Raw genomic sequence first — 23,937 nt, forward strand, 5'->3', positions numbered from 1 at the left:
TTAAATATTAAACATAATTTCGTTCTGATAAATTTTTGGTGTCACTCCAACCAATTGTTTAAAAACTCTCGTAAAATAATTAGTATCAGAAAAACCGGTCTGGAAAGCAGTTTCTTTAATGCTGTTCTGACTTGCCAGAAGTTCTTTAGCTCTGCGGATTCTTTCCCGTAAAATAAAATCATTGGGGGAAGTTCCCAGTTCATCTTTAAACATTTTAAAGAAATTGGATTTGCTTACATACGTCAGTTTGGCAATGCTGTCGATTGATAATTTCTGATGAAGATTTTTCTTGATATAATCTACTGCAAAACCTATCCTCGACCTACTTTTAGCAATGTTTTTTTCTACCATACTTCTTGCCTGGGTCTGCATTAGTCTGATTAATAGTTCTTTCAACGCAAAATCTGCCATAATATCTTTCTGCGAATTATCATCCATGGCAATTCTCATGATATTGTTGGTTGCTGATGCTAAAGATTTATTGTTAAAAATAAAATATTCATCCAATTCGATATTCCATTGGGAAGATTCATCCACTTTGGGAAAATGATAATTCAAATGATTTAAGGAGTTTTCGATAAATTCGGGGTTCAGGCTTAAAGAAATACATTGCGATGGGGTTTCATCGGCTTCAGGAAAATTAATAACCATTGTCTCGCCAGGCGAAACCAATACACTTTCTCCCGGGAAATAATCGAAATAACCTGTCTTATTATCAATTTTCATGTGTTTTTTCCCACGAAGCATAGCGGTAAATGCAATGGTTTCAAAATGCAGTTTTACGTCAAAAGCAGCTTTATGAGTCTCATATATGCTGAATTCACAATTATTTAGATTGAACTTTGTTTCATTCTCAACTAAGTGATTTAGCTGATTTTCTCCCTTTAATTCAGGTGTATTCAATAAAGTCTTGTGATTATTCATTTCCAAATATTTTGTTTTTGCGTGCTACTCAAATATAGAAAATTATCAACGGATAGAAATGTTAACAAAAATATAAAATTCGTGGTATGCACAATTTTGATATTTTTTTGTACGATTTTGCTATGCGAATGTCACAGGTAAATGTAATTTGGTTGTAGATAAAAATTAAAATTATATCAATATGAGCACTACAACACAACAACAATCAGAGACATTATTACAATGGCCTGAAATTAAAAACAGATATGATAATTATATTGACGGAAAATTTACAGCACCCGTAAACGGGAAATATTTTGACGTCGTTTCTCCAATTGATGGGAAAAACTTCACACAAGCGGCTCATTCGTCTAAAGAAGATTTGGAACTGGCAGTTAATGCGGCTGAAAAAGCATTCCAGACATGGAAAGACACTTCTTCTACGGAAAGAAGTATTATTTTAAATAAAATTGCCGACAGAATCGAGCAGAATTTAGAATATATCGCAACTGTTGAAACGATCGACAACGGTAAAGCGGTAAGAGAAACATTGGCAGCAGATATTCCTTTGGCAGTAGATCATTTCAGATATTTTGCTTCGGTTATTCGGGCTGAAGAAGGTTCTCACAACGAGCTTGATAAAGATACGGTTTCATTAATCGTTCACGAACCGCTTGGCGTAATTGCACAAATCATTCCGTGGAATTTCCCGATCTTAATGGCAGTATGGAAATTAGCCCCGGCTTTGGCAGCAGGAAACTGTGTTGTCTTAAAACCGGCAGAAAGTACCCCGATTTCTATCATGGTTTTAATGGAATTGATTGGTGACCTTCTGCCGCCGGGAGTTGTAAATATCGTCAACGGTTTCGGTGCAGAATTGGGAAGAGCTTTAGTGACGAATCCAAAAGTGAACAAAGCTGCATTTACAGGTTCTACGGCAACAGGTCGTCTGGTGATGCAGTATGCAACGGAAAATATCATTCCTGTAACATTGGAACTAGGTGGAAAATCGCCGAATGTTTTCTTCAGTTCGGTGATGGATGCAGACGATGCATTTTTAGATAAAGCAATTGAAGGAGCTGTTCTTTTTGCTTTAAATCAAGGGGAAATCTGTACCTGCCCGTCAAGATTATTGATTCAGGAAGATATTGCAGATGCTTTCATCGCAAAGGTAATTGAAAGAGTAAAAGCAATTAAAGTCGGAAATCCGTTGGATAAAACGGTGATGATGGGTGCGCAGGCTTCTCAGATTCAAAAAGATAAAATCCTTTCTTACATCAAATTAGGAAAAGAGGAAGGAGCAGAAGTGCTTGTTGGAGGTGATGTCAATAATGTTGGTGAGGGCTTGGAAAACGGATATTATATACAGCCAACAATTTTTAAAGGAAACAACAGAATGAGAATTTTTCAGGAAGAAATTTTCGGACCGGTTTTGGCATTTACAACTTTTAAAGATGAAGAAGAAGGTATTAAAATTGCCAACGATACCATTTACGGACTTGGAGCCGGAGTTTGGACCAGAGATGCGCACCAGTTGTACAATGTTCCACGTCAGATTCAGGCAGGCAGAGTTTGGGTAAACCAATATCATTCTTATCCTGCGGGGGCTCCGTTTGGAGGATACAAACAATCGGGAATCGGTAGAGAAAATCACAAAATGATGTTGGATCACTATCGACAAACTAAAAATATGTTGATTTCTTATAACAAAAACAAATTAGGTTTCTTTTAATCTTTAAATATTAGGGCGTGCCCGTTTGCCTCAGCTTACGCCGAGGTAAAACGGTCAGGCTATCCAGGGCTCTACTTCGTTTCGGTGCTTCGCACCGGCTCGTTTCTCGCCGCCCTTCCTATCCTTCACGCAAAATACAGCGTGTCAATTGTATGTTGGAAAAAAAAGAATTGAAAAGCAGAATTAAATCATATACTGCTTGTGCAGATTAAACAATGTTGAGTTTTTATAGTCCGGCAGAGAATTATTTGTCGGACTTTTTTAACTTTAATAAACGAAGTTATTGTGATGAAGCAACTTCATTAAAAATAAACATCCAGTTTGTCATTCCCTAAGGACCAAGCAAGGATTGTTAAAATAATTTAATAAGTGAATCTGGATTCCTATGGAATGAAAATGTTCTGTTAAAATCTTTATTAAAAGAAATCAAAATGGAAACAAAAATATCGAGAGTATCAGTTACGGAAAAAGCTTTAGAAGTAATCTGGGAGCTCGAAAAAAAATATGGTGAACTCATGTTTTACCAAGCCGGAGGCTGTTGTGAGGGAACGCAGCCACAATGTTTTGAAAAAGGCGGGTTTTACCCAAGGATGAACGATGCCATGATCGGAACCATTAACGAACATGAATTCTGGATCGATCGCGATTTATTCGAATACTGGAAATATTCACACTTTACGTTAGATGTTACAGACGGCTTCGGACCGGGTGGGTTTTCTCTGGAAACGCCTTTAGGAAAAACATTTAAAGTTCATTACAAACTTTTTACAAAAGAAGAATATGAAAATTTAGAACCTGTAAAACGTAGCGAATAATTTATTTAAAGTTTTTAAATTGATTATTCTTTTGAGCAATAAAATTTAACTCCCTTTCAAAATCGTACTTATCTCTTTTAATACTTCTTTTCAGTCCGAAATATTGAACCATTGTTAAGATTGCCGGAAGAGCAATGACAAAATAATTAGTACTTTCCTGCATGATTTGGATAGTAATAAATAGGCTAATAACAGGTATAAATACGAGAGCGAGAAAATGAGAAATAAGTGGCGTAAATTCTATTATAATTGATGTTTTATTATTTTCTTCTGAAATATTTCCTTTGATAATAGAATGCAGAATGTTAAAATCGAAAAAATGACGTCTTCTTTTAATGGTAAAATCATCCTTATTTATAATTCCAAGATATTCAAATCTTGTAGGAATTCCGTTATCGGGAATTAGTGAAATGAAAGTCGTATTTGTTTTATAGGTAATTTTCTTCAGACTTTCTTCAAATTCAGATTTACTCATATCAATATCAAAATTGAGACTATCATAAAGTCCGATATTTTTATAAAAAGAATTCATATAAATTTCAATAAAATTTAAAATAATCTGAGAAAATTAGTGCAATTAGTTTTAAGAAAAAATCAAACTTTCACAAACCGGCTCACAAACATCGAAGCGACCAATTGTCCTACAGCATTTAAAACTGTTGCTAAAGGATCAACCAATGTTCCGATAATCATTACCGCCGGAATCGCTTCCTGTGGTAATTGGTAAACCGAAATCATCAGCATTTCTCCGATATATCCACCGTTGGGAATTCCGCCAGCCACGATGCTCACAAAAACGGTGATTCCTAAGGCCAACAATAAATTCATCGGATCAAAAAAATTTCTTCCGATAATTAAAAATGCTACATAAATTTTAATAATTGAAGACATCGACGAACCGTTTTTATGCAGCGTTGTCCCAATCGGAACGACAATATTAGAAATCTGGCTTGGAATTCCAATTTTCGATGCAGCCTGTAAATTGGCAGGCATTGTTGCAAAACTGCTGCATGTACTTAAAGCGGTTAAAGTTGGATAAATAGCATTCGTCCAGAAACTTTTGACTCCATTTTGTCCTTTCGCCATAAAAGCATATAACGAAAAAAACACGAAGAAATACACGATTCCTGCAATATAGTACAGTCCTAAAGGTTTAGCATAAAATCCAAAAAGCTGAGGTCCCAACGTTGCAACCTGATACGCAAAGTATGCTCCCAAACCAATGGGTGCGACTTTCATGATTAATAAAAGCAATTCTTTCATCACTTCATATCCTGAAGCAATAAATGATCTGAAAGCCTGTCCTTTTTCTCCTGCCTTTCTCGCCGAAAAGCCGGTCATAAAAGAAAAAATTAACAAAGCCAGCATATTTTGTCTTGAAAAAAGCTGAGTAAATTCTCCTACCGTAAAGAAACCAACGATTCTGTTTCCCCAACTGTCATTATTGGCAGCTTCTTCTACCATTTCCTTACTTCCTGAAACGCTAGAAACCGGAAATAAATACACCGCACAAATCGTAAAAACAGCAGCGGTTAAGATGAAAAATAGAAAAGTAAAAGCCATCGTTACCATGATTTTTCCAAACTTTGATTGCTGTTCTAATGATGCAATGGAGTTGGAAACGGCAAAAAATACCAAAGGCACGACACTCACAAAGAGTAAATTCAGGAAAATGTCTCCTAAAGGTTTTAGATAATCAACAATATCCGGGGCAACAATTCCGATGATGCTTCCAACCGTGATTCCTAAAAGTAAAAGTAAAATTCCTGAATAGTTTTTCAACACTTCTTTCATGCGTGCTTTTTACTCAAAGATAACTTAATTTTTAACATTCCGTTATATATTAATCAGTCATAAAATTCTTAAATTTGAGTAAACATCGATTCTATGGCTTATATAGATTACTATAAAATTTTAGGCGTAGACAAAAACGCAACACAGGACGACATCAAAAAAGCATATCGGAAATTGGCGAGAAAGTCGCATCCCGATCTTAATCCGGACGATAAAGAAGCTGAGAAGAGATTTAAGGAGCTGAACGAAGCCAATGAAGTTCTCAGTAATGTGGAAAACCGTGCAAAGTATGACAAATACGGTGAAAACTGGAAACATGGTGAAGAATACGAAAAAGCTCAGCAACAGCAACGACAATATCAAAGTCAGAGTGGAAATTTCGGAGGCGGATTTTCCGGTGCTGATTTTGGAGAAGGTGAAGATTTTTCAGATTTTTTCCAAAGTATGTTCGGCGGAGCGGGAGGAGGTTTTGGCAGAAGTTCAAGAGGAAGCGCTTCCGGGAAGTTTAAAGGACAGGATGTTCATGCAGAATTGAATTTAAGTTTAAAAGAAGCAGCAACAACGCATCAGCAGACTTTTGACATCAATGGTAAAAAAGTCAGAATTACAATTCCTGCAGGAGTGTATGATGGGCAGCAGATTAAGTTAAAAGGTCACGGATATCCGGGAGTCAACAATGGACCGAACGGAGATTTGTATGTCACTTTTAATATTTCTTCCGATCTGAATTTTGAGAGAATCGGGGATGATTTGAAAACAAAAGTGACGATCGATCTGTACACTGCAGTTTTGGGAGGAGATGTAAAAGTGAATACATTGGATGGAAATGTTAATCTGAAAGTAAAACCCGAAACACAAAACGGAACGACTGTACGATTGAGAGGAAAAGGTTTTCCGGTCTACAAAAAAGAAGGCGAATTTGGAGATCTGTTTGTGACTTACGACGTAAAATTACCAACCAATCTTACGGAAAATCAGAAAGAACTTTTTGAACAACTTAAAAATTCCTAAGTCATGAGTGAAAGAATATCGCGAGAAGAACTCGTAAAAATATACAAAATTGAAGTTACTTTTTTTGATGAATTGGTGAATTCAGGATTATTAAATATTCAAACTGAAAATGAAATCCGTTATTTGATGTACGAAGATTTACCTAATTTTGAAAGATTTACAAACTGGCATTACGACTTGGAGATCAATCTTCCCGGCTTAGAAGTTATTCATGAAATGTTACAAAAAATGAATGATTTGCGCCAAAAAAACCGTGAACTGATGAATAAGCTCTCAGCAATCAATGATACATATGAAGAGGGATAATGTATTATAGTTAATAGCGAATTTATTCAGGATAGAATGAAAAAACTATCTTTGCGGACAGAAATTAATAATTATGAGTGAAGAAAAGGTTATTGTTTTACAACCTAAAAGAAAGGATTTCGAGGAAATATATTTCAGTGGAAAACAGGGAAGTTTGTTTTTTTCATCAACAACCAAAGGGAAAATGATCACAACAATTGTTGTTGGATTAATTTTACTGATTATGTTTTTCTTTAAAGATGATTTCACAAAAGAAAAATCCGGAATTTTATATTTTGTCAGTTTCCTGTTTTTGCTGTGTGCCGTTTTTCTTTCTGTGAGCATTAATAAAGTTTCGAGATGGAAAAAGCAGGTTAATCATTATTTGAATAAGCTAGAAAACTGTAAAATCTATGAAATAAGATTTGATGATAATTTTTTCACTGTAAATATCGACAACGAAAAAGAAACCAGCGAATGGAAAGATTTTAACTATTATGACAGTAATAACGAATTTATTTCTGTTGAAGGAAAATACAGTTATATGCTTCCGAGAAAATCAATGAGCGAGAAAGATTACAGCTATTTAAAACAGGTTTTAAAGAAAAATATCACAGAATAACATAAAAAACTCAGAGCAAACACTCTGAGTTTTATTTTTTATCATGAAAAATTGATTAATCTAACCAACCCATTTCTTTCATCCACTCGTCGTTGTAGATTTTCCCAACGTATCTTGAACCGTGATCGTGTAGCAAAACCACAATCACATCGTCTTTCGTGAACTGATCTTTCATCTGAACCAAAGCTGCCATCGCACTTCCCGCAGAATATCCACAGAAAATTCCTTCTTCTTTAGCTAATTTTCTTGCGTAAATGGCACCGTCTTTATCCGTAACTTTTTCAAAATGATCGATGACAGACATATCATAGTTTTCAGGAAGAATATCTTCACCAATTCCTTCTGTGATATACGTGTAAGCATTTTCTAACTTGATTTCTCCCGTTTCGTGAATCTCCTTTAAGATAGATCCATACGTATCAACACCAATAATTTTGATATTTGGATTTTTTTCCTTGAAAAAAATTCCACAACCTGTAATGGTTCCTCCGGTTCCGGCTCCAACTAAAAAATTTGTTAGTTTTCCTTCCGTTTGCTCCCAGATTTCAGGAGCAGTTGACTCGTAATGAGCTGCTCTGTTCGATAAATTATCATATTGATTCACATACCAACCGTTTTCCGTTTCCTTAGCCAGTCTTTTTGAAACTGAATAATAAGAACGCGGATCTGTAGGTTTAACGTCTGTCGGACAAACGATTACCTCAGCCCCTACGGCACGAAGAATATCACATTTTTCTTTTGACTGTTTAGAGTTGGTTACAAAAATACATTTGTATCCTTTGATGATCGCTGCAAGAGCCAGTCCCATCCCTGTATTTCCTGAAGTACCTTCGATAATGGTCCCTCCGGGTTTTAATCTTCCATCTTTTTCTGCGTCTTCAATCATTTTCAGAGCCATTCTGTCCTTCACAGAATTCCCAGGATTGAAAGTTTCCACCTTTGCCAAAACCAATGCCGGAAAATCTTCGCCCAAAACTTTATTTAGTTTTACTAATGGCGTATTTCCGATTGTTTCAAGGATGTTGTTTGCGTATTTCATAAATGTTTTTTAAAAAAAGCATTGCAAAGATACATCTTTAAAATCATTGTCAGAATTAAGATTCAGGTAAAGAATTGATACTTAAAGTATAAACAATGAACAGGAAAAGAGAATTTGTAAAAGAAGAAATAGTCATTCGTAATTTACATTTCAGAGTTCATAAAATTGTATTCGATATTTTTTAGGAGCTATTTCCCGCTCTCCGCACTCGCTATTTTTAGGTTTAGGCTGCGGCGGCTTCGCCGCAGCCTAAACTTAAAAATGAGCTCAAACAATTGCTGCGATCGGGGCTAGGACTTTAGACCGTAAAATAAAATTACAATGAATTTCTAAAGATTCACGAGCGAAGCAAATTCACCCTTAATAATTCGCTAATTATACTTAATCGCCTTTACCGGAGAAATCTTACTGATCAGATAACTAGGAATAATCAAAGCCAATCCGGAAATAAATAAAATTCCTACAGAAATTGAGATGATAGCAATCGGGTTCAGATCTACAGGAACGGTGCTTACGTAGTAATTTTCAGGATTCAATTTGATAACACCAAAGAATTTCTGAATTAAAATCAATCCAAGACCAATCGCATTTCCATACAAAAGTCCGGGAATCATAATAATCAAAGTATAATTGATAAAAGTCGCTCTAATTTGAGAATTACTCGCTCCCAGCGTTTTTAATAAACCGATAGAATTTGTTCTTTCAATAATCAAAATCAAAAGAACCATGATAATGTTAATTACCACAACAATTAGCATGATGATGATGATCAAAGCAATATTGGTATCAAAAATACTGATCCAATCGGTAATCTGTGGGAATTTTTCGGTTGCTTTTTCGGCATAATTTTTATAACCGATCAGTTTTTCAATAGTAGGGAAGTCTTTATCGATGTCGTTTACATTTTCAAGGAAAATATCGATTCCGCCCACTTCATCAGGTTTCATATCCTGAATTTTTCTGACGTGGTTAATATCTCCGATCACAAACTGATCATCAATCATTTTAATATCAGTTTTATAAATTCCGACCACTTCAAATTTTCTATAAATAGGTTTTTGATCTGCTTTCGAAAAAACTGTAACAATACTGTCTTTTACCTTTAAATGAAGATCATTTGCAATTTTTTTTGAAATGGTAACGCCATTATAATATCCTTTTTCAACAATTTGAGGAGCTCTTCCCGCAATCAGAAATTTTTTAAATCGTAAGCTGTCAAAATCTGCTCCGACTCCTTTGAATATAATTCCGGCAAAATTATGCTCATTACGCATGATTCCTGTTACGGCAGCATATTTCTGAACGGTTTCAACATCAGGAAGCTCCTTTATTTTAGGAATATTTAAGCCCTGATTATCAAGAACAGAAGTGTTATAAGATGAATTAGATCTCGTTGATCTCACAGTAATATGTCCGCTGAAATCTGCCAGTCGTTCTTTAATCGCCTTCTTTGAACCGAAACCTGTGGCAACGGTAATGAGAGAAACGATAATCCCCAATGCCACAGAAAGTCTGCCGATGAAGATGATAACCCTCGAAAGGTTATTTTTGTTATCTTTGGAAAACGCTATTTTTCTGGAGAAATATAAAGGAAACTTCAAACTTATGAATTTAGATTTCAAAATTAAAAATTTACTTCTTATTTGCCTAATTTTTTTAGGAGTATTCAATCAATATTATTCTCAGACTCAATATAAAGCTGATTTTAAAACCGGGGCCGATCAACCGGAGCTGTATTTATCTTTATTAAAAGGAAAAACAATCGGAGTTGTTACGAATCAGACTGGGTTGATGAGTAACAGAACTCATGTTGTAGATTTTCTGGTAAAAAACGGAATTAAGATAAAATCAATTTTCGCTCCTGAACACGGTTTTCGTGGTGAAGCCGATGCTGGTGAAAAAGTAAAAAACGGAGTAGATATAAAAACCGGAATTCCGATTGTTTCTTTATACGGAAATAACAAAAAGCCCAAGCCGGAACAGTTGAAAGGAATTGATATTGTTGTTTTTGATATTCAGGATGTTGGAGTCAGATTTTATACATATATCTCAACGTTAACCTATTTAATGGAAGCCGGAGCCGAAAATAATGTTGAGGTAATGGTTTTAGACCGACCAAACCCGCATGACGGCTATACAGACGGACCTGTTTTAAAGAAAAAATTTACAAGCTTTGTCGGAATGCATGAAGTTCCTGTGGTTTATGGTTTAACAATTGGAGAATATGGCAAAATGGTCAACGGCGAAAAATGGCTCAAAAATGGAGTTCAGGCAAAATATACTGTAATTCCAATGAAAAATTATCATAAAAAGCAGCGATATGCAATTTTAGATAAACCTTCGCCGAATTTGCCAAATGATAAATCAATTAATTTATATCCAAGTTTGTGTTTTTTTGAAGGAACACAGGTTTCTGTGGGAAGAGGAACCGATTTGCCTTTCCAGATTTACGGATCGCCGTGGACGAAAAATTTACCGTATCAATTTACACCCAAACCGACTTCGGGAGCAAAAGATCCTTTTTTGAACGGAAAATTGTGTTATGGTGAGAATCTTTCCGATTACTCGAAAGATTTAAGAGAATTGAATTTGGAATGGGTAATCAATGCTTATAAAAATTATAAAAACCCTGATTTGAATTTCTTTCTTCAGAATGCTAAAGGAAATCTTTGGTTTGATACATTATCAGGAACCGATGAGTTGAGAAAGCAGATCGTTGCTGGAAAATCAATTTCTGAAATTAAATCATCCTGGAAATCAGATTTAGATAAATTTGAAAATATCAGAAAAAAGTATATTGTTTATGAAAACTGATATGGAAGTGAATTGTCAATAGTTAACTTAGCTTCGCTTGTGAATTTTAAAAATTGACTGTATAACTAAATTGACGATTAACAATTCAACCTATAAATTAATCAAAATTTTGCGGCGGATTTTTATCATTCTTACCTTTATTCAAAATGAATAATCCAATTGACAAGCCTATAACTCCGGCTCCGGCGGTCATTAAAGCTCGTTCTAATTTATCTGCCTGATCATTTCCAATATAATTCATTAAAAAAAGAATAGCAAAAGTAATAACGCAAATGATGATGTGATTTCTTCCGAATAGCTTCATAATATTATTTTAATTTATAAGAAATCATTACACCTCCTCTGTACGGCATAATTTCGCCGCTTTTATTATAGCTTGAAGATGTTTTATCGTAACGTTCTCCCGTCGTACGGTCATATCCTTTATAAAAATCCTGAGAACTTCCGATGCTAGCATAGATATCAATATTCCACTTGTCTGAAACCTGAAACTGATATCCTCCCGTTACACCAAATATAACAGAATATCCTTTCTGATAAAGATTTGAATTAACATAGCTGATTCCGGTACTTTCATTGATGGAAATATCATCATTCCAATAATTCCACTTTTGGGCAATAAAACGGGAACCTGCAATATTAGCTCCGACATACCAATGTTTAAAAGCTTCATTGAAATAATATCTTCCTTCTACCGAAATAGAATAATACTGCAACTCATGTCCTCCAAAAGATTTCCACGGAGAAATAAGTGCATCTGTCTGAACTGTAATTTTTTTACTTAATTGATGTTCCAGCCCTACATTTACCACTCCGATTGGGATTAACAACGCATTTCCTTTTATATAAACACTTGTTTCTTTATTCTCTTGCTGTTCCTGAGCATTTAGATTTCCTAACAAAAATAAAGTAAGAAATCCGGTAATATATTTAATTTTCAACATTTGCTATTTGATTTGTTTTAATAACTCATCTGCCAAAGTAGAATCTTTTTGAGCCTGAGCTGCTATATTTTTAGACATTTCGGCGTAGGTTTTTGCCATGTCTTTGTTTCCAGTTAAGAAATAAAGTTTTGCTAAAATAAAAGTATTCTCCGATGTTTCGCCTCTCATCACAGATTTTTCTGCCCATTCCGCTGCCTTTTTTAGTGAAGAAGGAGTTTTGATATTCTCGGAAAAAATCCAGGCTGATTTTAATAATTCGTTAGGTTCAAAAGCTTCAGAATTTCTGTAATAAGCCAAAGCTGCTTTTTCGTATTCAGGGAAATTGGCGTTTTGTTCGTAGTAACTTAATTTGGTTTGATTCAATTTCACCTCTGCGTCATGCTTTCCCACCAACGGTTCAGCATTTGTCATGAAATATTCATCGTTGATTTTTTTGTTTTGCTGATCGATAGACTGCTCTACAATTTTCCCTAATTTTATTTGATTATCAAATTCCTTGTAAGTCTCTTCCGGTAAAAATTTAATAATTTCTGATTTTCTTTCTGCGAAAACTTTGTAATTTTTATCTTCAGTAGATTTTAGAAAAAACAATAAAAACCCGACATCTTCTTTTGTAAATTCTCCTGTTTTCTTCTTATTTTCAAAATATCTTTCAGAAGCTTGTTTGGCAAATGCAAAATCTGATGAAGAGTTCAATTTCATGATATTAATCAAAAACTCAGGATCTTTTTCACCTTTTGCAAAACGTTCTTTTAAAGAACCTTTTTTATTATTGGAAGAATTAACATCCTGCGCCATGGTAACAAACATTCCTCCTTCCATATAGCCGAAATTCTGAGAAACGAGTTCGCCGTCTCCGTTTAAGAAAAGATAAGTAGGGTAGGAACGAACACCAAATTTTGTGGCTATTTCTTTTCCTTCACCTTTTTCCATATCGAATCTTGAATTGATGAAATTGTCATTAAAATAATCTCCGACAGTTTTTTGAGTAAATGTATTTCTTTCCATCATTTTGCAGGGACCGCACCATGAGGTATAGGCATCAATGAAAAGCAATTTGTTTTCTTTCTTCGCTTTAGCTACAAGATCTTTAAAAGGCAGATCCTGGAACTGAATGGCTTCCTGTGCAAAAGCAACAGCGGCAGAAAATAGAAATAAACCAGAGATAATCTTCTTCATTTTTCAAATAAAATTAAAAAAGCGAATATACTTATTTTCAACGTAAAATAGAGTGTGATTATTTTGGTATTAACTAGGATTTAACAGTAAATGTTAAGTAAGAATTATAAAAAAACAAAAAAGTCACCTCAATTGAGATGACTTTAAGTGGTTTCTCCAGGAATCGAACCAGGGACACATGGATTTTCAATCCATTGCTCTACCAACTGAGCTAAGAAACCATTTGGTTTGTACTTCGTTTTGAAGTGGTGCAAAAGTAATAATAATTATTAGATCCTGCAATTTTATTTTAAAACAATTTTGAAGAAAAAACCACCATTTTACTGGTGGTTTTTTGTGGTTTCTCCAGGAATCGAACCAGGGACACATGGATTTTCAATCCATTGCTCTACCAACTGAGCTAAGAAACCATTCTTATTACTTCGTTGTTTTAAAGTGATGCAAAAGTAGTAAGTTTTGATATATGAAGCAAGTATTAATAGTACTTTTTTAAACAAAACTTAAAACCTACTGATTTTCAGCTTGATTATTTTCCTGCTCCTTTCTTATCTGGTCGCTCATTTCCTCTAATACAGGTTTAATCGTACTTTCGGGAAGGTCACTAATTCTGATATACATCAGCCCGTCGATTGCATCATTGAAATTAGGATCAACATTAAAGGCAATCACTTTTGCATTTTGCTTGATGTATTTTTTAATTAAAACAGGTAATCTTAGTTCAGGTTCAAGATCGTCAATGATTTTATCTAATTTATTTAAATCAGATTCCATTTCATCAAAAAACAGATTTTTATCTCTGTCACGAAGTTTAACCTTATATTCATTTCTTGGTGTAATGTATTGAGCAACAGCGGAATCGTAATAATTTGAACGCATAAACTCAATCATCAATGATTTCGAAAACTCCGAAAATTTATTGGAAATACTTACACCACCCATCAAAAATTTATGATCAGGATTTCTTAAACAGACGTGTACAATTCCTCTCCATAAAAGAAATAGTGGAAGTGGTTTCTGCTGATATTCCTGACAAATGTAAGCGCGCCCCATTTCAATCACTTTTTTAAAGAAAGGATGGATATCCTGTTCAAATTCAAATAAAGAACTTGTGTAGAAGCCTTTAATTCCTGATTTTTTCATGACTTCTTTACCTAAAGCCATTCTGTAAGCTCCAACCAGTTTTTCTTCGGCATTATCCCAAAGGAACAAGTGGTGGTAATGTTTATCATATTCATCTAAATCGAAAGGAAGATTGCTTCCTTCGCCAACCGCCCGGAATGTTAATTCTCTCTGGCGACCGATCTCCCTCATAATAGAAGGAATTTCTTCATAAGATGTAAAGTAAACTTCATAATTTCCATTACTGAAAAACATTTTGTCGGTGCCCTTCAGTTTACTGATATCTTTAAGAATGTCTTCTTTTGGAGTTTCGTCGATGATATTCTGAACAATATTTTCTTCTTTTAATAAAGGAAATTTTACCGATAAATTCTTAAGATTAATGCTCTGGGCAAGTGACTTCCTCTTCTCGTAGTAAGATTTCATCATATACACCTTACGTTTCAGAAATTCGCCTAATTCTTCGATAGTTTCCATCTCGTCCATTGCTTTTACGGCAATCTGACGTCCAATTCTGATTCTGATAGGTTTTTCCCTGTCATTCATCATCTCTGCAGGAAGCATGATGGTTTGTAAATTCGGATGGATTTTTGCAACCTGATAAAACATTCTGCTGTTCTTCGCATGGAAATACATAGGAACCACCGGCACTTTTGCCATTCTTATAAGCTTCAATGCCGGTTTTTCCCATTCTCTATCTAAAATTTCACCGTAAGGATTGTTCTTATTAGAAACTTCTCCTGCCGGGAAAATACCTACGCAACCTCCGTTTTGCAAATGCTTTAATGTTTCGCGCATTCCTGAAGAGCTGCTGTGGACTTGTTTTCTATTTTCAAAAGGGTTTACAGAAATTACGTACGGTTCCATCGGTTTGATTTTTTCCAGAAGGAAATTACCCATTACCTTGAAATCCGGACGAACTTCCGATAAGATTTTGCACATTAAAATCCCATCAATCGCACCAAGTGGATGATTGGAAACCAAAATAAATGGTCCCGTTTTTGGAATTTTTGCCAAATCTTCTTCAAAAGCTACGTAGCTTAGGTTTCGTTCTCTCACAAATGAGTCGAAAAAATCTTTACCTTCCTTATCTTTCAGTTTATCGTACAGTCTGTTTACCTGGTTTATTTTAGCAACGCTCATCACAGCAGATGCTACAGGATTCTTTAAAAATCCTATTTTACTTAAGCCGGAAGCTTGAATCAGATCGTTTTTCGAAATTAAACTCATGTGTGTTTAGTCGCAATTAGTTTTTAATTTGTTACCATTTGAAGCGTATTCTTAGAAATTTGTTCCAATAATACACTTTTTTCCTGGTAAAATTTATCAATGTTCTCCATCTTCGCATTTCTTACTGTAAATAAAGATACATTTTTTACTACTTCTGTTTTAAAAACTTTTTGTAGTTCTTCATTAAGCTCATCAATTGTACTGAATTTATCCTCCAGACATAAAGCTAAAGAAATTGCGGAATTCTGCATCAGAGAAACTTTAATTTTGTTTTTTGATAAAAATCCGAAAACTAAACTCATATGATCTTCAGCAATGAAAGAAAAGTCTCTTGTTGAGATTTTCAGCAATGTTTGATTTTCCTTTAAAATATAAGATTCTTCACTTTGATTTTTGTCTGAAGCACCCACTTTTGTTCCTGCTTTGGTAGGATCTACGAAAGATTTTACATAAAAAGGAATATTTTTCTGTTGAAGTGGCTGCAGGGTTTTCGGGTGAATGATACTTGCTCCGTAATACGCCATCTCAATCGCTTCTTCGTAAGAAATATTGGAAAGAAGAGTAACATCTTTGAATTTTCTCGGGTCTCCTGTCATTACGCCTGGAACATCTTTCCAGATCGTCATAGCATCTGCATTTAAGCAATATGCAAAAATTGCAGCAGAATAATCTGAACCTTCTCTTCCCAGTGTTACCGTAAAATTATTATCATCGGAACCGATGAAACCTTGAGTGACATAGCAGATTTCTTTATTTAAATTAGAAATAAATTCTTCAGTTTTTGTCCAGTCTACATTACCTTCTCTGTAAGAATTATCTGTTTTCACATAATCTCTTGCATCCAGCCATTGATTGGTAAATTGAATTTCATTTAAATATTCACTTACAATTTTAGTAGAAATCATTTCCCCACAACTTACAACCTGATCGTAAACAAAACTGTAATTAGGTGATTTGTTTCTTCTTAAAAAAGAGTCAATATCATCGAAAAATAAATTAATCTCAGCAAAAACAGCATGATTTTCAGGAAATAAACCTTCCGAAATTTCAATGTGTTTTCGTTTTATCTTCTCAATCTCAGTTTGATAGTTATCTTTCTTGAAATAAAGCTCTACCACTTTTTCCAATTCATTAGTCGTTTTGCCCATTGCCGAAATTACCAGCAGGCATTTCGTAAATCCTTGGCTTTCCAGAACCATAGACACATTTTTTACACTTTCAGCATCTTTTACTGATGCTCCACCAAACTTGAAAATCTTCATTAATTTGTTAATAATAAAATTGTTAGATAAAAATTTATGAGAGTTTTTTACGGGTGTCAAAATTATAAATTTACAACGAGATATGAAATAGGGTAATTACGGGTTGGGCTTAAGATTTTATTAAAATTAAAAATAAGTACGAAATTTTAAGATTGATGCAAAATTTTGGGGAATATTTTATGATAAGATAATCAACTGCGATTAGAAATAAATTTTGTATTTTGTTGATTAACAGTTCGTAAAGTCTTTTATTAATAAAGCTTTTATATTGTAATAAATTTTACGAAATTTGGGGAAAACATAATAAGTAAATATGTCAGATCAACCATTACAGACTTTAGGAGAATTTCTTATTGATAAACAGGAAGATTTTCAGTACTCTACAGGTGAATTTTCTCGTCTTTTAAGCGCAATAAGATTAGCTTCGAAAGTAGTAAACAGGGAAGTAAACAAAGCAGGAATTGTAGACATCACAGGTGCTGCCGGAAACCAAAATGTTCAGGGGGAAGAACAGCAAAAACTTGATGTAATTGCCAATGAGATTTTTATTACAGCCTTATCACAGAGAGAAGTTGTCTGCGGGATTGCTTCAGAAGAAAATGATGATTTTATTGATATTAAATGTGGTGAAAACGGTCATTTAAGTAAATATGTTGTCTTAATTGATCCTCTTGACGGTTCCTCAAATATCGACGTAAACGTTTCTGTGGGAACTATTTTCTCAATTTACAGAAGAGTTACCGAGCCCGGAACTCCGGTTCAGTTAGAAGATTTCTTGCAAAAAGGGATTAACCAAATTGCAGCGGGATATGTTATTTACGGTTCATCTACAATGATTGTCTATACGACAGGGAACGGTGTAAACGGATTTACATTAGATCCGTCTTTGGGAACGTATTATCTTTCTCACCCAAATATGCAGTTTCCGAAAACGGGTAAAATTTACTCTATCAATGAAGGAAACTATATTAAATTCCCTCAAGGTGTAAAAAATTATCTTAAATATTGCCAGATGGAAGAAGGTGACAGACCATACACTTCAAGATATATTGGGTCGTTAGTTGCTGATTTTCATAGAAATATGCTGAAAGGAGGAATTTATATTTATCCATCATACGGGCAGGCTCCAAACGGAAAATTGAGATTGTTGTACGAATGTAATCCGATGGCATTTTTAGCTGAACAGGCTGGTGGAAAAGCCACAGATGGTTTCAGAAGAATTTTGGAAGTTGAACCTACAGAACTTCACCAAAGAATTCCATTTTTCTGCGGAAGCGTAGATATGGTCGAAAAAGCAGAAGAATTTATGCGAATTGACAGCGTAAAATAAATGAAAGCAAAATATTCCAGATATTTATTACAATTCAAGCGCCCGAGTGGAACATCTCGCGGCGTTTTGCATGAAAAAGAAACTTTTTTCCTTGAAATTTCAGAAAATGGAAAAAAAGGAATAGGAGAGTGTGCGGTTTTCAGAGGATTAAGCTTTGATGACAGACCTGATTATGAAGAAAAGCTGCAATGGCTGTGTGAAAATATTCAAAAAGATTATGAATTTTTAAAACAAGCATTGAAAGAATTTCCATCGATTTGGTTTGGATACGAGCAGGCTGTTTTAAATTTAAAGAATGGCGGAAATCTTTATTTCCCAAGTGAATTTACAGACGGTAAAAGTCCAATTGTGATTAACGGATTAATTTGGATGGGTGATGTTAATTATATGGAAGAACAAATTCAGGATAAACTTGAAAATGGTTTTCACTGTATTAAACTAAAAATCGGTGTCGATTGGAAAGCCGAACATGAAGTACTTGAAAAATTAAGGCAAAAGTTTTCCAAAGAAACTTTGGAACTTCGGGTTGATGCTAACGGAGGTTTTACCAAAGAAGAATCAAAAATTGTTTTGCAGCAATTGGCAGATTTGCATATTCATTCCATCGAGCAGCCATTAAAAGCCGGAAATTGGAATGATATGGCAGAATTATGCGCCGAAACTCCAACTCCGATTGCTCTGGATGAGGAATTAATAGGAATTATTGATTTTAAACAAAAGAAAAAATTGCTGGAAACAATAAATCCCCAATATATTATTTTAAAACCCGCATTGGTTGGCGGTTTTATGGGCTGTGATGAATGGATTTCTCTTTCCGAAGAACAAAATATCGGCTGGTGGATTACTTCTGCGTTGGAAAGCAATATCGGGCTTAATGCCATTGCACAATACACTTTTATCAAAAAAAATCCGATGCCGCAAGGTTTGGGCACCGGATCATTATTTGTCAATAATTTCGAATCAAATCTAGATTTGAAAGGCGAATTATTGTATTTTAAAGCATATTAAGATGTAGGGCACGTTGGGTTAGACTCATGTTCAGAATCCCAGACTCTGCAACATCTTGCAAGCGGATTCCAATTGTTACATCCTAATGGTACAGCTCCTCCTTTGATTGTTTTTAACTCGCTGTTTTTAAGTTTTTTCAGATTTTTCATAACGAATATTTTAATTTGATTGTAATGTAAATATCAAATTCTTTTTCGTTATACACAATATATTTAACTTAAATTAACACACTTTTCAGGGAATTATTTAATAAGCAGATAACTCCCAAAGTTAAAAAAAACTTTGAAGATTACTGTATACATCATTAAGGAGAAGTAGTAGTTGTTCTATTTGTTAAATGGTAAACTTATTTTTAAATCACATCCTCCACAAATATTGCCTTCTTAAGATACTTTAATAGACTTGAAAATTTTTTTTTAACTGTTTTCATTACTGTTTATTTTAGTATTTAAATGATTTAATTTTCATTTGCAACCTTCATGCCATCCTTTTAAAGTACATGAAAAAAATCTGTTTATAAAAAATTTACATAGGATTCTAGTTTTCATAAACCCCAGAAATTTCCTAAATTTGCAAATTGTCGGATAATGCGACAATCTAAAGCGAATTTTAATGGAAGAAGAAAAAAAATCACTCAATTTTATTGAGCAAATTATCGAAGATGATTTGGCAAACGGACTGAAAAACGATCAGATCCGTTTCCGTTTTCCGCCTGAACCAAACGGTTATCTGCATGTAGGTCATACAAAAGCGATCTGCATCAACTTCGGTTTGGGTGAAAAATACAATGCTCCCGTAAACCTTCGTTTCGACGATACGAATCCTGAAAAAGAAGAACAGGAATTCGTAGATTCTATTATGAAAGACGTTGAATGGTTAGGTTTTAAGTGGGATAAAGTGTTGTACGCATCCGATTACTTCCAGCAGCTTTACGATTGGGCAGTGCAGTTGATTAAAGAAGGAAAAGCTTACGTTGATGAGCAACCGTCTGAATTAATTACCGAGCAAAGAAAAAATCCTGCAGAACCGGGAGTTGAATCTCCATTCAGAAACCGTCCTGTTGAAGAGTCTTTAGATTTATTCGAAAGGATGAAAAATGGTGAATTTGAGGAAGGAGCAATGTCTCTTCGTGCAAAAATCGACATGATTTCGCCCAATATGAATATGCGTGATCCTGTAATGTATAGAATCTTAAAAAGACCGCACCACAGAACGGGAACGACCTGGAAAATTTATCCAATGTACGACTGGGCACATGGTGAATCTGATTATTTAGAGCAAGTTTCGCATTCATTGTGTTCTTTGGAATTTGAAAATCACAGACCACTTTACAATTGGTATTTGGAGCAGGTTTATGATGAATCTAAAGTAGCACCAAAGCAGAGAGAATTTGCAAGGATGAATGTTTCTTATATGATTACTTCCAAAAGAAAACTACAAAGGCTAATCGCCGAAAATGTAGTAAATGGTTGGGATGATCCGAGAATGCCTACGATTTCCGGAATGAGAAGAAAAGGTTTTACTGCTAATGCTATCAGGAATTTTATTGATAAAGTAGGCGTTGCGAAAAGAGAAAATTTAATTGAAATTCAATTATTAGACTTCTGCGTTCGTGAAGATTTGAATAAAGTGGCAAAACGTGTAATGGCGATCGTAGACCCTATCAAATTAGTTATTGAAAACTATCCTGAAGGACAGGAAGAATGGCTAACCACGGAAAATAATAACGAACAAGAAGATGCGGGAACAAGAGAAATTCCGTTTTCGAGAGAATTATATATTGAGCGTGAAGATTTCAAGGAAGAAGCTGGTAACAAATTCTTTAGATTGAGATTAGGAGGTGAAGTGCGTTTAAAATCTGCTTATATCATTAAAGGTGAAAGAGTAGAGAAGGACGAGAATGGAGAAATTACAACAATCTACGCATCATATGACGAAAAATCTAAGTCAGGAAGCGGAACTGAAGAAAGTTTAAGAAAAGTAAAAGGTACCATTCACTGGGTTTCTGCAAAACATGCCATTCCTGTGGAAGTGAGAAATTACGAGAAATTATTCACGGTAGAACAGCCTGATGCTGAGAAAGATGTAGATTTCTTGAATTTCATTAATCCTGAATCAGTCAATGTCATTCAAGGATTTGGTGAGCCTAGCTTAAAAGATGTGGCAGTTGGAGAACCTCTTCAATTCCAGAGAATTGGCTATTTCACGAAAGATCAGGATTCTACGGATACAAACTTTGTATTCAACAGAACGGTAACATTAAAAGACTCCTATAAGCCGGAGTAAAAATTTATTTATATCAATAAATGAAACAGGGCTTAATTTTTTAAGTCCTGTTTTTTTTCGTCAATTCGAGTGTTTTTCGAACTGAAATGGAGAAAAATACACCGAGAATTGGTAATATAAAACTAATTGGGATAAAATTCAACAACTTCTCGATATGGTTTTCAAACCTCTCTAAGTGACGATATTAATTATTAAATAGTAAAAATTGTGAAACTTATACATTCATATACCAACTCATTCAAAGGACTTTCGAAAGAAAGTTGGATGCTTGCGTTGGTAATGCTCATCAATCGAGCTGGATCGATGGTACTTCCGTTTTTGGGAGTTTACATGACCGATCATTTGAAATTCAGCATAGAAAATACAGGAATTGTTCTCAGCTTTTTTGGAATCGGTTCCGTGATTGGTTCTTGGCTGGGAGGATTTATTACAGACAAAATTGGGGAATACAAAGTACAATATCTCAGTTTATTATTGAGTGTTCCATTATTTTGTTTAATTCCACTTTTTAAAACTGAAGTGGGTGTTGCGGCTATTATTTTACTGCAAAGTATTGTCAGTGATGCATTTCGTCCTGCCAATTCTGTGGCAATTACCAAATATGCAAAACCTGAAAAAATTACGAGAGCATTTTCATTAAACCGAATGGCTGTCAATTTAGGATTTTCCATTGGTCCTGCGTTAGGTGGGATTTTATCGGCAATCTCTTACGAATTTCTATTTTTTAGTAATGCGTTGGCAGCTTTATCAGCAGGAATTTTATACATTATATTTTTCAGAAAGCGTAATAAATTATCAAAGCTAAAAGCAAGAAAGGTTAAAGAAGTTATTGAAATTAAAAAAGAAAATTCACCTTATAAAGATGGTAAATTCCTGATTTACTGTTTCCTTTGTATGTTATTTTCAATCTGTTTCTTTCAGTTATTCAGTACGTTGACTATTTTCTATAAAGACACGGCACATTTAAGCCAACAGAATATCGGTTACATTTTGGGATACAGCGGATTTTTGGTGGTTCTGCTCGAAATGGGATTAGTTCAAGTTGCCGAAAAGTATTTTAGTTTAGCACGGACGATGTTTTTAGGGACATTAATTTGCGGACTTTCGTATGCCATGCTTGGTTTCGATTACAGTATTTTAACCCTGATTATTTCGATGAGCCTGCTTTGTGTCGGGGAAATTTGGGCTTTACCGTTTATGTCAACAATTACAGCCCTGCGATCAGGAACAAACAATAAAGGAGCTTATATGGGATTGAATGGGATTTCTTTTTCCATTGCATTCATCGTAACGCCGTATGTAGGAACTTTAATTGCTGATAAATTAGGATTCACCATTTTATGGATCGGAACCGGAGTTGTGGCTGCAATTATTGCCATCGCATTTTACTTTATCGTTCCTTGGATGGTGAAAGATAAAAAGTCTGAAGAACTAGAAATTAATTAATTTTTTTATATGAAAGTTATGAGATGTCTCATAACTTTCTTTTTTTATTGCTTAGAAATAATATCCCTGACAATCATTTCTGCATGAATTCTTGAGTTTTCTATAAACCAAAGATGCGTATCTTTTCCACCACAAACCACTCCTGCTAAATAGAGATTTTTAACATTGGTTTCCATTGTTTCCGGATGATAGAGGGGGTTAAGACAATCGCCCTGTAAATCAATTCCTGAATTCTTTAGAAAATCAAAATCGGGAAGATAGCCTGTCATAGCGAGAACAAAATCATTTTCAATTTCATTAACTTCCCCATTTTCATCTTTAAAAATGATGGAATTTTTTTTAATTTCAATGATTTCAGAATTAAAATGGGCTGTAATGCTTCCTTCTTCAATTCTGTTTTCGATATCAGGTTTTACCCAATATTTTACATTTTTTGAAATTTCGGAATGTCGGATAATCATAGTCACTTCGGCTCCTTTTCTATAAGTTTCTAAAGCTGCATCCACCGACGAATTACTGGAACCTACAACAACAATTTTCTGTTTTGCGTAAGGATAAGGCTCAGTATAATAATGTTTTACTTTTTCTAAATTTTCTCCCGGAGTATTCATTAAATTCGGAATGTCATAGAACCCCGTTGAAATAATTACGTTTTTGGCGAAATATTTTCCCTTTGAAGTTTCAATTTCAAAAATATTTTTTTCTTTGGAAATTTTTTCAACTTTTTCATATACATTAATGTTGATATTTCTCTGTCTTGTAATTCCCTGATAATATTCCAATGCTTCCTGTCTTCCAGGTTTTGGAGCGGTTGAAATAAAAGGAATTCCCGCAATTTCTAATTTTTCGGCAGTAGAAAAAAATCTCATATACAAAGGATAATGGTAGATCGAATTAACAATCGTTCCCTTTTCAATAATTAAATAAGAAAGATTATTTTCCTGAGCTTCCAGTGCACAATTCAGCCCGATTGGTCCGCCTCCGATAATTAAAACATCCAAAATTTCCATTGAACAAATTTACTTAAAAACCTTTAGAAAAATGTTGAACGAAGCAAAAGAACTTGTCTATCATCAGCATTTTTTGTGGCATCGGTTTTGGTTGTTTCTATCTATTTT

General features: G+C 34.4%; 22 protein-coding genes and 2 tRNA genes. 10 read left to right on the forward strand and 14 right to left on the reverse strand.

Going from position 1 to position 23,937, the window contains the following annotated elements:
- Positions 1 to 924 carry a helix-turn-helix domain-containing protein gene (locus ASG22_RS19155; protein ID WP_055988099.1) on the reverse strand — a complete coding sequence of 308 codons (924 nt, stop codon included), beginning with the start codon at positions 922 to 924 and terminating at the stop codon, positions 1 to 3.
- Positions 925 to 1,105: 181 nt separating this feature from the next.
- Between ASG22_RS19155 and ASG22_RS19160 the strand changes: the two genes are divergently transcribed.
- Together ASG22_RS19160 and ASG22_RS19165 are read left to right on the forward strand one after the other, a co-directional pair.
- On the forward strand, positions 1,106 to 2,635 hold the full coding sequence (locus ASG22_RS19160) for an aldehyde dehydrogenase family protein (protein ID WP_055988101.1): 1,530 nt from the start codon (positions 1,106 to 1,108) through the stop codon (positions 2,633 to 2,635).
- Between the two features lie 431 nt (positions 2,636 to 3,066).
- Positions 3,067 to 3,450, forward strand: a complete 384-nt coding sequence (locus ASG22_RS19165) for a DUF779 domain-containing protein (RefSeq protein WP_055988103.1) — start codon at positions 3,067 to 3,069, stop codon at positions 3,448 to 3,450.
- 1 nt (position 3,451) lies between these two features.
- On the opposite strand, the gene ASG22_RS19170 is transcribed toward ASG22_RS19165, so the two are convergent.
- The gene (locus tag ASG22_RS19170) at positions 3,452 to 3,982 is read right to left on the reverse strand and encodes a hypothetical protein (protein ID WP_055988105.1); all 531 of its coding nucleotides are present in this window, start codon (positions 3,980 to 3,982) and stop codon (positions 3,452 to 3,454) included.
- Between the two features lie 62 nt (positions 3,983 to 4,044).
- The gene (locus tag ASG22_RS19175; RefSeq protein WP_055988107.1) at positions 4,045 to 5,244 is read right to left on the reverse strand and encodes a dicarboxylate/amino acid:cation symporter; all 1,200 of its coding nucleotides are present in this window, start codon (positions 5,242 to 5,244) and stop codon (positions 4,045 to 4,047) included.
- 93 nt (positions 5,245 to 5,337) lie between these two features.
- Between ASG22_RS19175 and ASG22_RS19180 the strand changes: the two genes are divergently transcribed.
- The 3 genes from ASG22_RS19180 (at position 5,338) to ASG22_RS19190 (ending at position 7,162) form a co-directional block, all read left to right on the forward strand.
- Positions 5,338 to 6,255 carry a DnaJ C-terminal domain-containing protein gene (locus ASG22_RS19180; RefSeq protein ID WP_055988109.1) on the forward strand — a complete coding sequence of 306 codons (918 nt, stop codon included), beginning with the start codon at positions 5,338 to 5,340 and terminating at the stop codon, positions 6,253 to 6,255.
- Positions 6,256 to 6,258: 3 nt separating this feature from the next.
- On the forward strand, positions 6,259 to 6,561 hold the full coding sequence (locus ASG22_RS19185) for a chaperone modulator CbpM (RefSeq protein WP_055988111.1): 303 nt from the start codon (positions 6,259 to 6,261) through the stop codon (positions 6,559 to 6,561).
- 73 nt (positions 6,562 to 6,634) lie between these two features.
- The gene (locus tag ASG22_RS19190; RefSeq protein ID WP_055988113.1) at positions 6,635 to 7,162 is read left to right on the forward strand and encodes a hypothetical protein; all 528 of its coding nucleotides are present in this window, start codon (positions 6,635 to 6,637) and stop codon (positions 7,160 to 7,162) included.
- A gap of 55 nt (positions 7,163 to 7,217) precedes the next feature.
- Here ASG22_RS19190 and ASG22_RS19195 read toward each other — a convergent pair whose 3' ends face one another.
- Entirely contained in the window at positions 7,218 to 8,201 is a 984-nt protein-coding gene (locus ASG22_RS19195) for a PLP-dependent cysteine synthase family protein (protein WP_055988115.1), read from the reverse strand.
- Positions 8,202 to 8,572: 371 nt separating this feature from the next.
- A complete protein-coding gene (locus ASG22_RS19200) occupies positions 8,573 to 9,802 on the reverse strand; it encodes an ABC transporter permease (RefSeq protein ID WP_055988117.1) in 1,230 nt (409 codons plus the stop codon).
- A 4-nt stretch (positions 9,803 to 9,806) separates the two neighbouring features.
- Here ASG22_RS19200 and ASG22_RS19205 point away from each other — a divergent pair, with 4 nt between their 5' ends.
- Positions 9,807 to 11,015 (forward strand): exo-beta-N-acetylmuramidase NamZ domain-containing protein, encoded by a 1,209-nt coding sequence (locus ASG22_RS19205; RefSeq protein ID WP_055988198.1) that lies wholly within the window; start codon positions 9,807 to 9,809, stop codon positions 11,013 to 11,015.
- A 97-nt stretch (positions 11,016 to 11,112) separates the two neighbouring features.
- Here the strand turns inward: ASG22_RS19205 and ASG22_RS19210 are convergent, their stop codons facing one another.
- The 7 genes from ASG22_RS19210 to ASG22_RS19240 form a co-directional block, all read right to left on the reverse strand.
- Positions 11,113 to 11,319: a hypothetical protein gene (locus ASG22_RS19210; RefSeq protein WP_055988119.1), complete on the reverse strand. Its 207-nt coding sequence runs from the start codon at positions 11,317 to 11,319 to the stop codon at positions 11,113 to 11,115.
- A 4-nt stretch (positions 11,320 to 11,323) separates the two neighbouring features.
- A complete protein-coding gene (locus tag ASG22_RS19215) occupies positions 11,324 to 11,959 on the reverse strand; it encodes a DUF3575 domain-containing protein (protein ID WP_055988121.1) in 636 nt (211 codons plus the stop codon).
- Between the two features lie 3 nt (positions 11,960 to 11,962).
- Complete coding sequence (locus ASG22_RS19220) at positions 11,963 to 13,138, reverse strand: thioredoxin family protein (RefSeq protein WP_055988123.1); 1,176 nt, start codon at positions 13,136 to 13,138, stop codon at positions 11,963 to 11,965.
- Positions 13,139 to 13,286: 148 nt separating this feature from the next.
- Positions 13,287 to 13,359, reverse strand: a tRNA-Phe gene (locus ASG22_RS19225).
- Between the two features lie 116 nt (positions 13,360 to 13,475).
- Positions 13,476 to 13,548 (reverse strand) — tRNA-Phe (locus ASG22_RS19230).
- A 97-nt stretch (positions 13,549 to 13,645) separates the two neighbouring features.
- Positions 13,646 to 15,487 (reverse strand): lysophospholipid acyltransferase family protein, encoded by a 1,842-nt coding sequence (locus ASG22_RS19235; RefSeq protein WP_055988125.1) that lies wholly within the window; start codon positions 15,485 to 15,487, stop codon positions 13,646 to 13,648.
- 23 nt (positions 15,488 to 15,510) lie between these two features.
- The gene (locus ASG22_RS19240) at positions 15,511 to 16,749 is read right to left on the reverse strand and encodes an aspartate kinase (RefSeq protein ID WP_055988127.1); all 1,239 of its coding nucleotides are present in this window, start codon (positions 16,747 to 16,749) and stop codon (positions 15,511 to 15,513) included.
- 313 nt (positions 16,750 to 17,062) lie between these two features.
- Between ASG22_RS19240 and fbp the strand changes: the two genes are divergently transcribed.
- Both fbp and ASG22_RS19250 read left to right on the forward strand, forming a co-directional pair.
- Positions 17,063 to 18,079 (forward strand): class 1 fructose-bisphosphatase, encoded by a 1,017-nt coding sequence (gene fbp / locus ASG22_RS19245; protein WP_055988129.1) that lies wholly within the window; start codon positions 17,063 to 17,065, stop codon positions 18,077 to 18,079.
- Positions 18,080 to 19,087, forward strand: coding sequence for an o-succinylbenzoate synthase (locus tag ASG22_RS19250; RefSeq protein ID WP_055988131.1), 1,008 nt, complete (start codon positions 18,080 to 18,082; stop codon positions 19,085 to 19,087). It begins immediately after the preceding gene.
- On the opposite strand, the gene ASG22_RS21060 is transcribed toward ASG22_RS19250, so the two are convergent.
- Complete coding sequence (locus tag ASG22_RS21060; protein ID WP_157844734.1) at positions 19,084 to 19,236, reverse strand: bacteriocin-like protein; 153 nt, start codon at positions 19,234 to 19,236, stop codon at positions 19,084 to 19,086. The genes ASG22_RS19250 and ASG22_RS21060 overlap by 4 nt on opposite strands.
- 463 nt (positions 19,237 to 19,699) lie before the next feature.
- Here ASG22_RS21060 and ASG22_RS19255 point away from each other — a divergent pair, with 463 nt between their 5' ends.
- Entirely contained in the window at positions 19,700 to 21,373 is a 1,674-nt protein-coding gene (locus tag ASG22_RS19255) for a glutamine--tRNA ligase/YqeY domain fusion protein (protein ID WP_055988133.1), read from the forward strand.
- Between the two features lie 264 nt (positions 21,374 to 21,637).
- Entirely contained in the window at positions 21,638 to 22,819 is a 1,182-nt protein-coding gene (locus tag ASG22_RS19260; RefSeq protein WP_082505055.1) for an MFS transporter, read from the forward strand.
- Positions 22,820 to 22,863: 44 nt separating this feature from the next.
- Here the strand turns inward: ASG22_RS19260 and ASG22_RS19265 are convergent, their stop codons facing one another.
- Positions 22,864 to 23,829 carry a YpdA family putative bacillithiol disulfide reductase gene (locus ASG22_RS19265; RefSeq protein ID WP_055988137.1) on the reverse strand — a complete coding sequence of 322 codons (966 nt, stop codon included), beginning with the start codon at positions 23,827 to 23,829 and terminating at the stop codon, positions 22,864 to 22,866.
- Positions 23,830 to 23,937 lie beyond the last annotated feature (108 nt).

The organism is Chryseobacterium sp. Leaf405 (assembly GCF_001425355.1).
Taxonomy (GTDB): domain Bacteria; phylum Bacteroidota; class Bacteroidia; order Flavobacteriales; family Weeksellaceae; genus Chryseobacterium.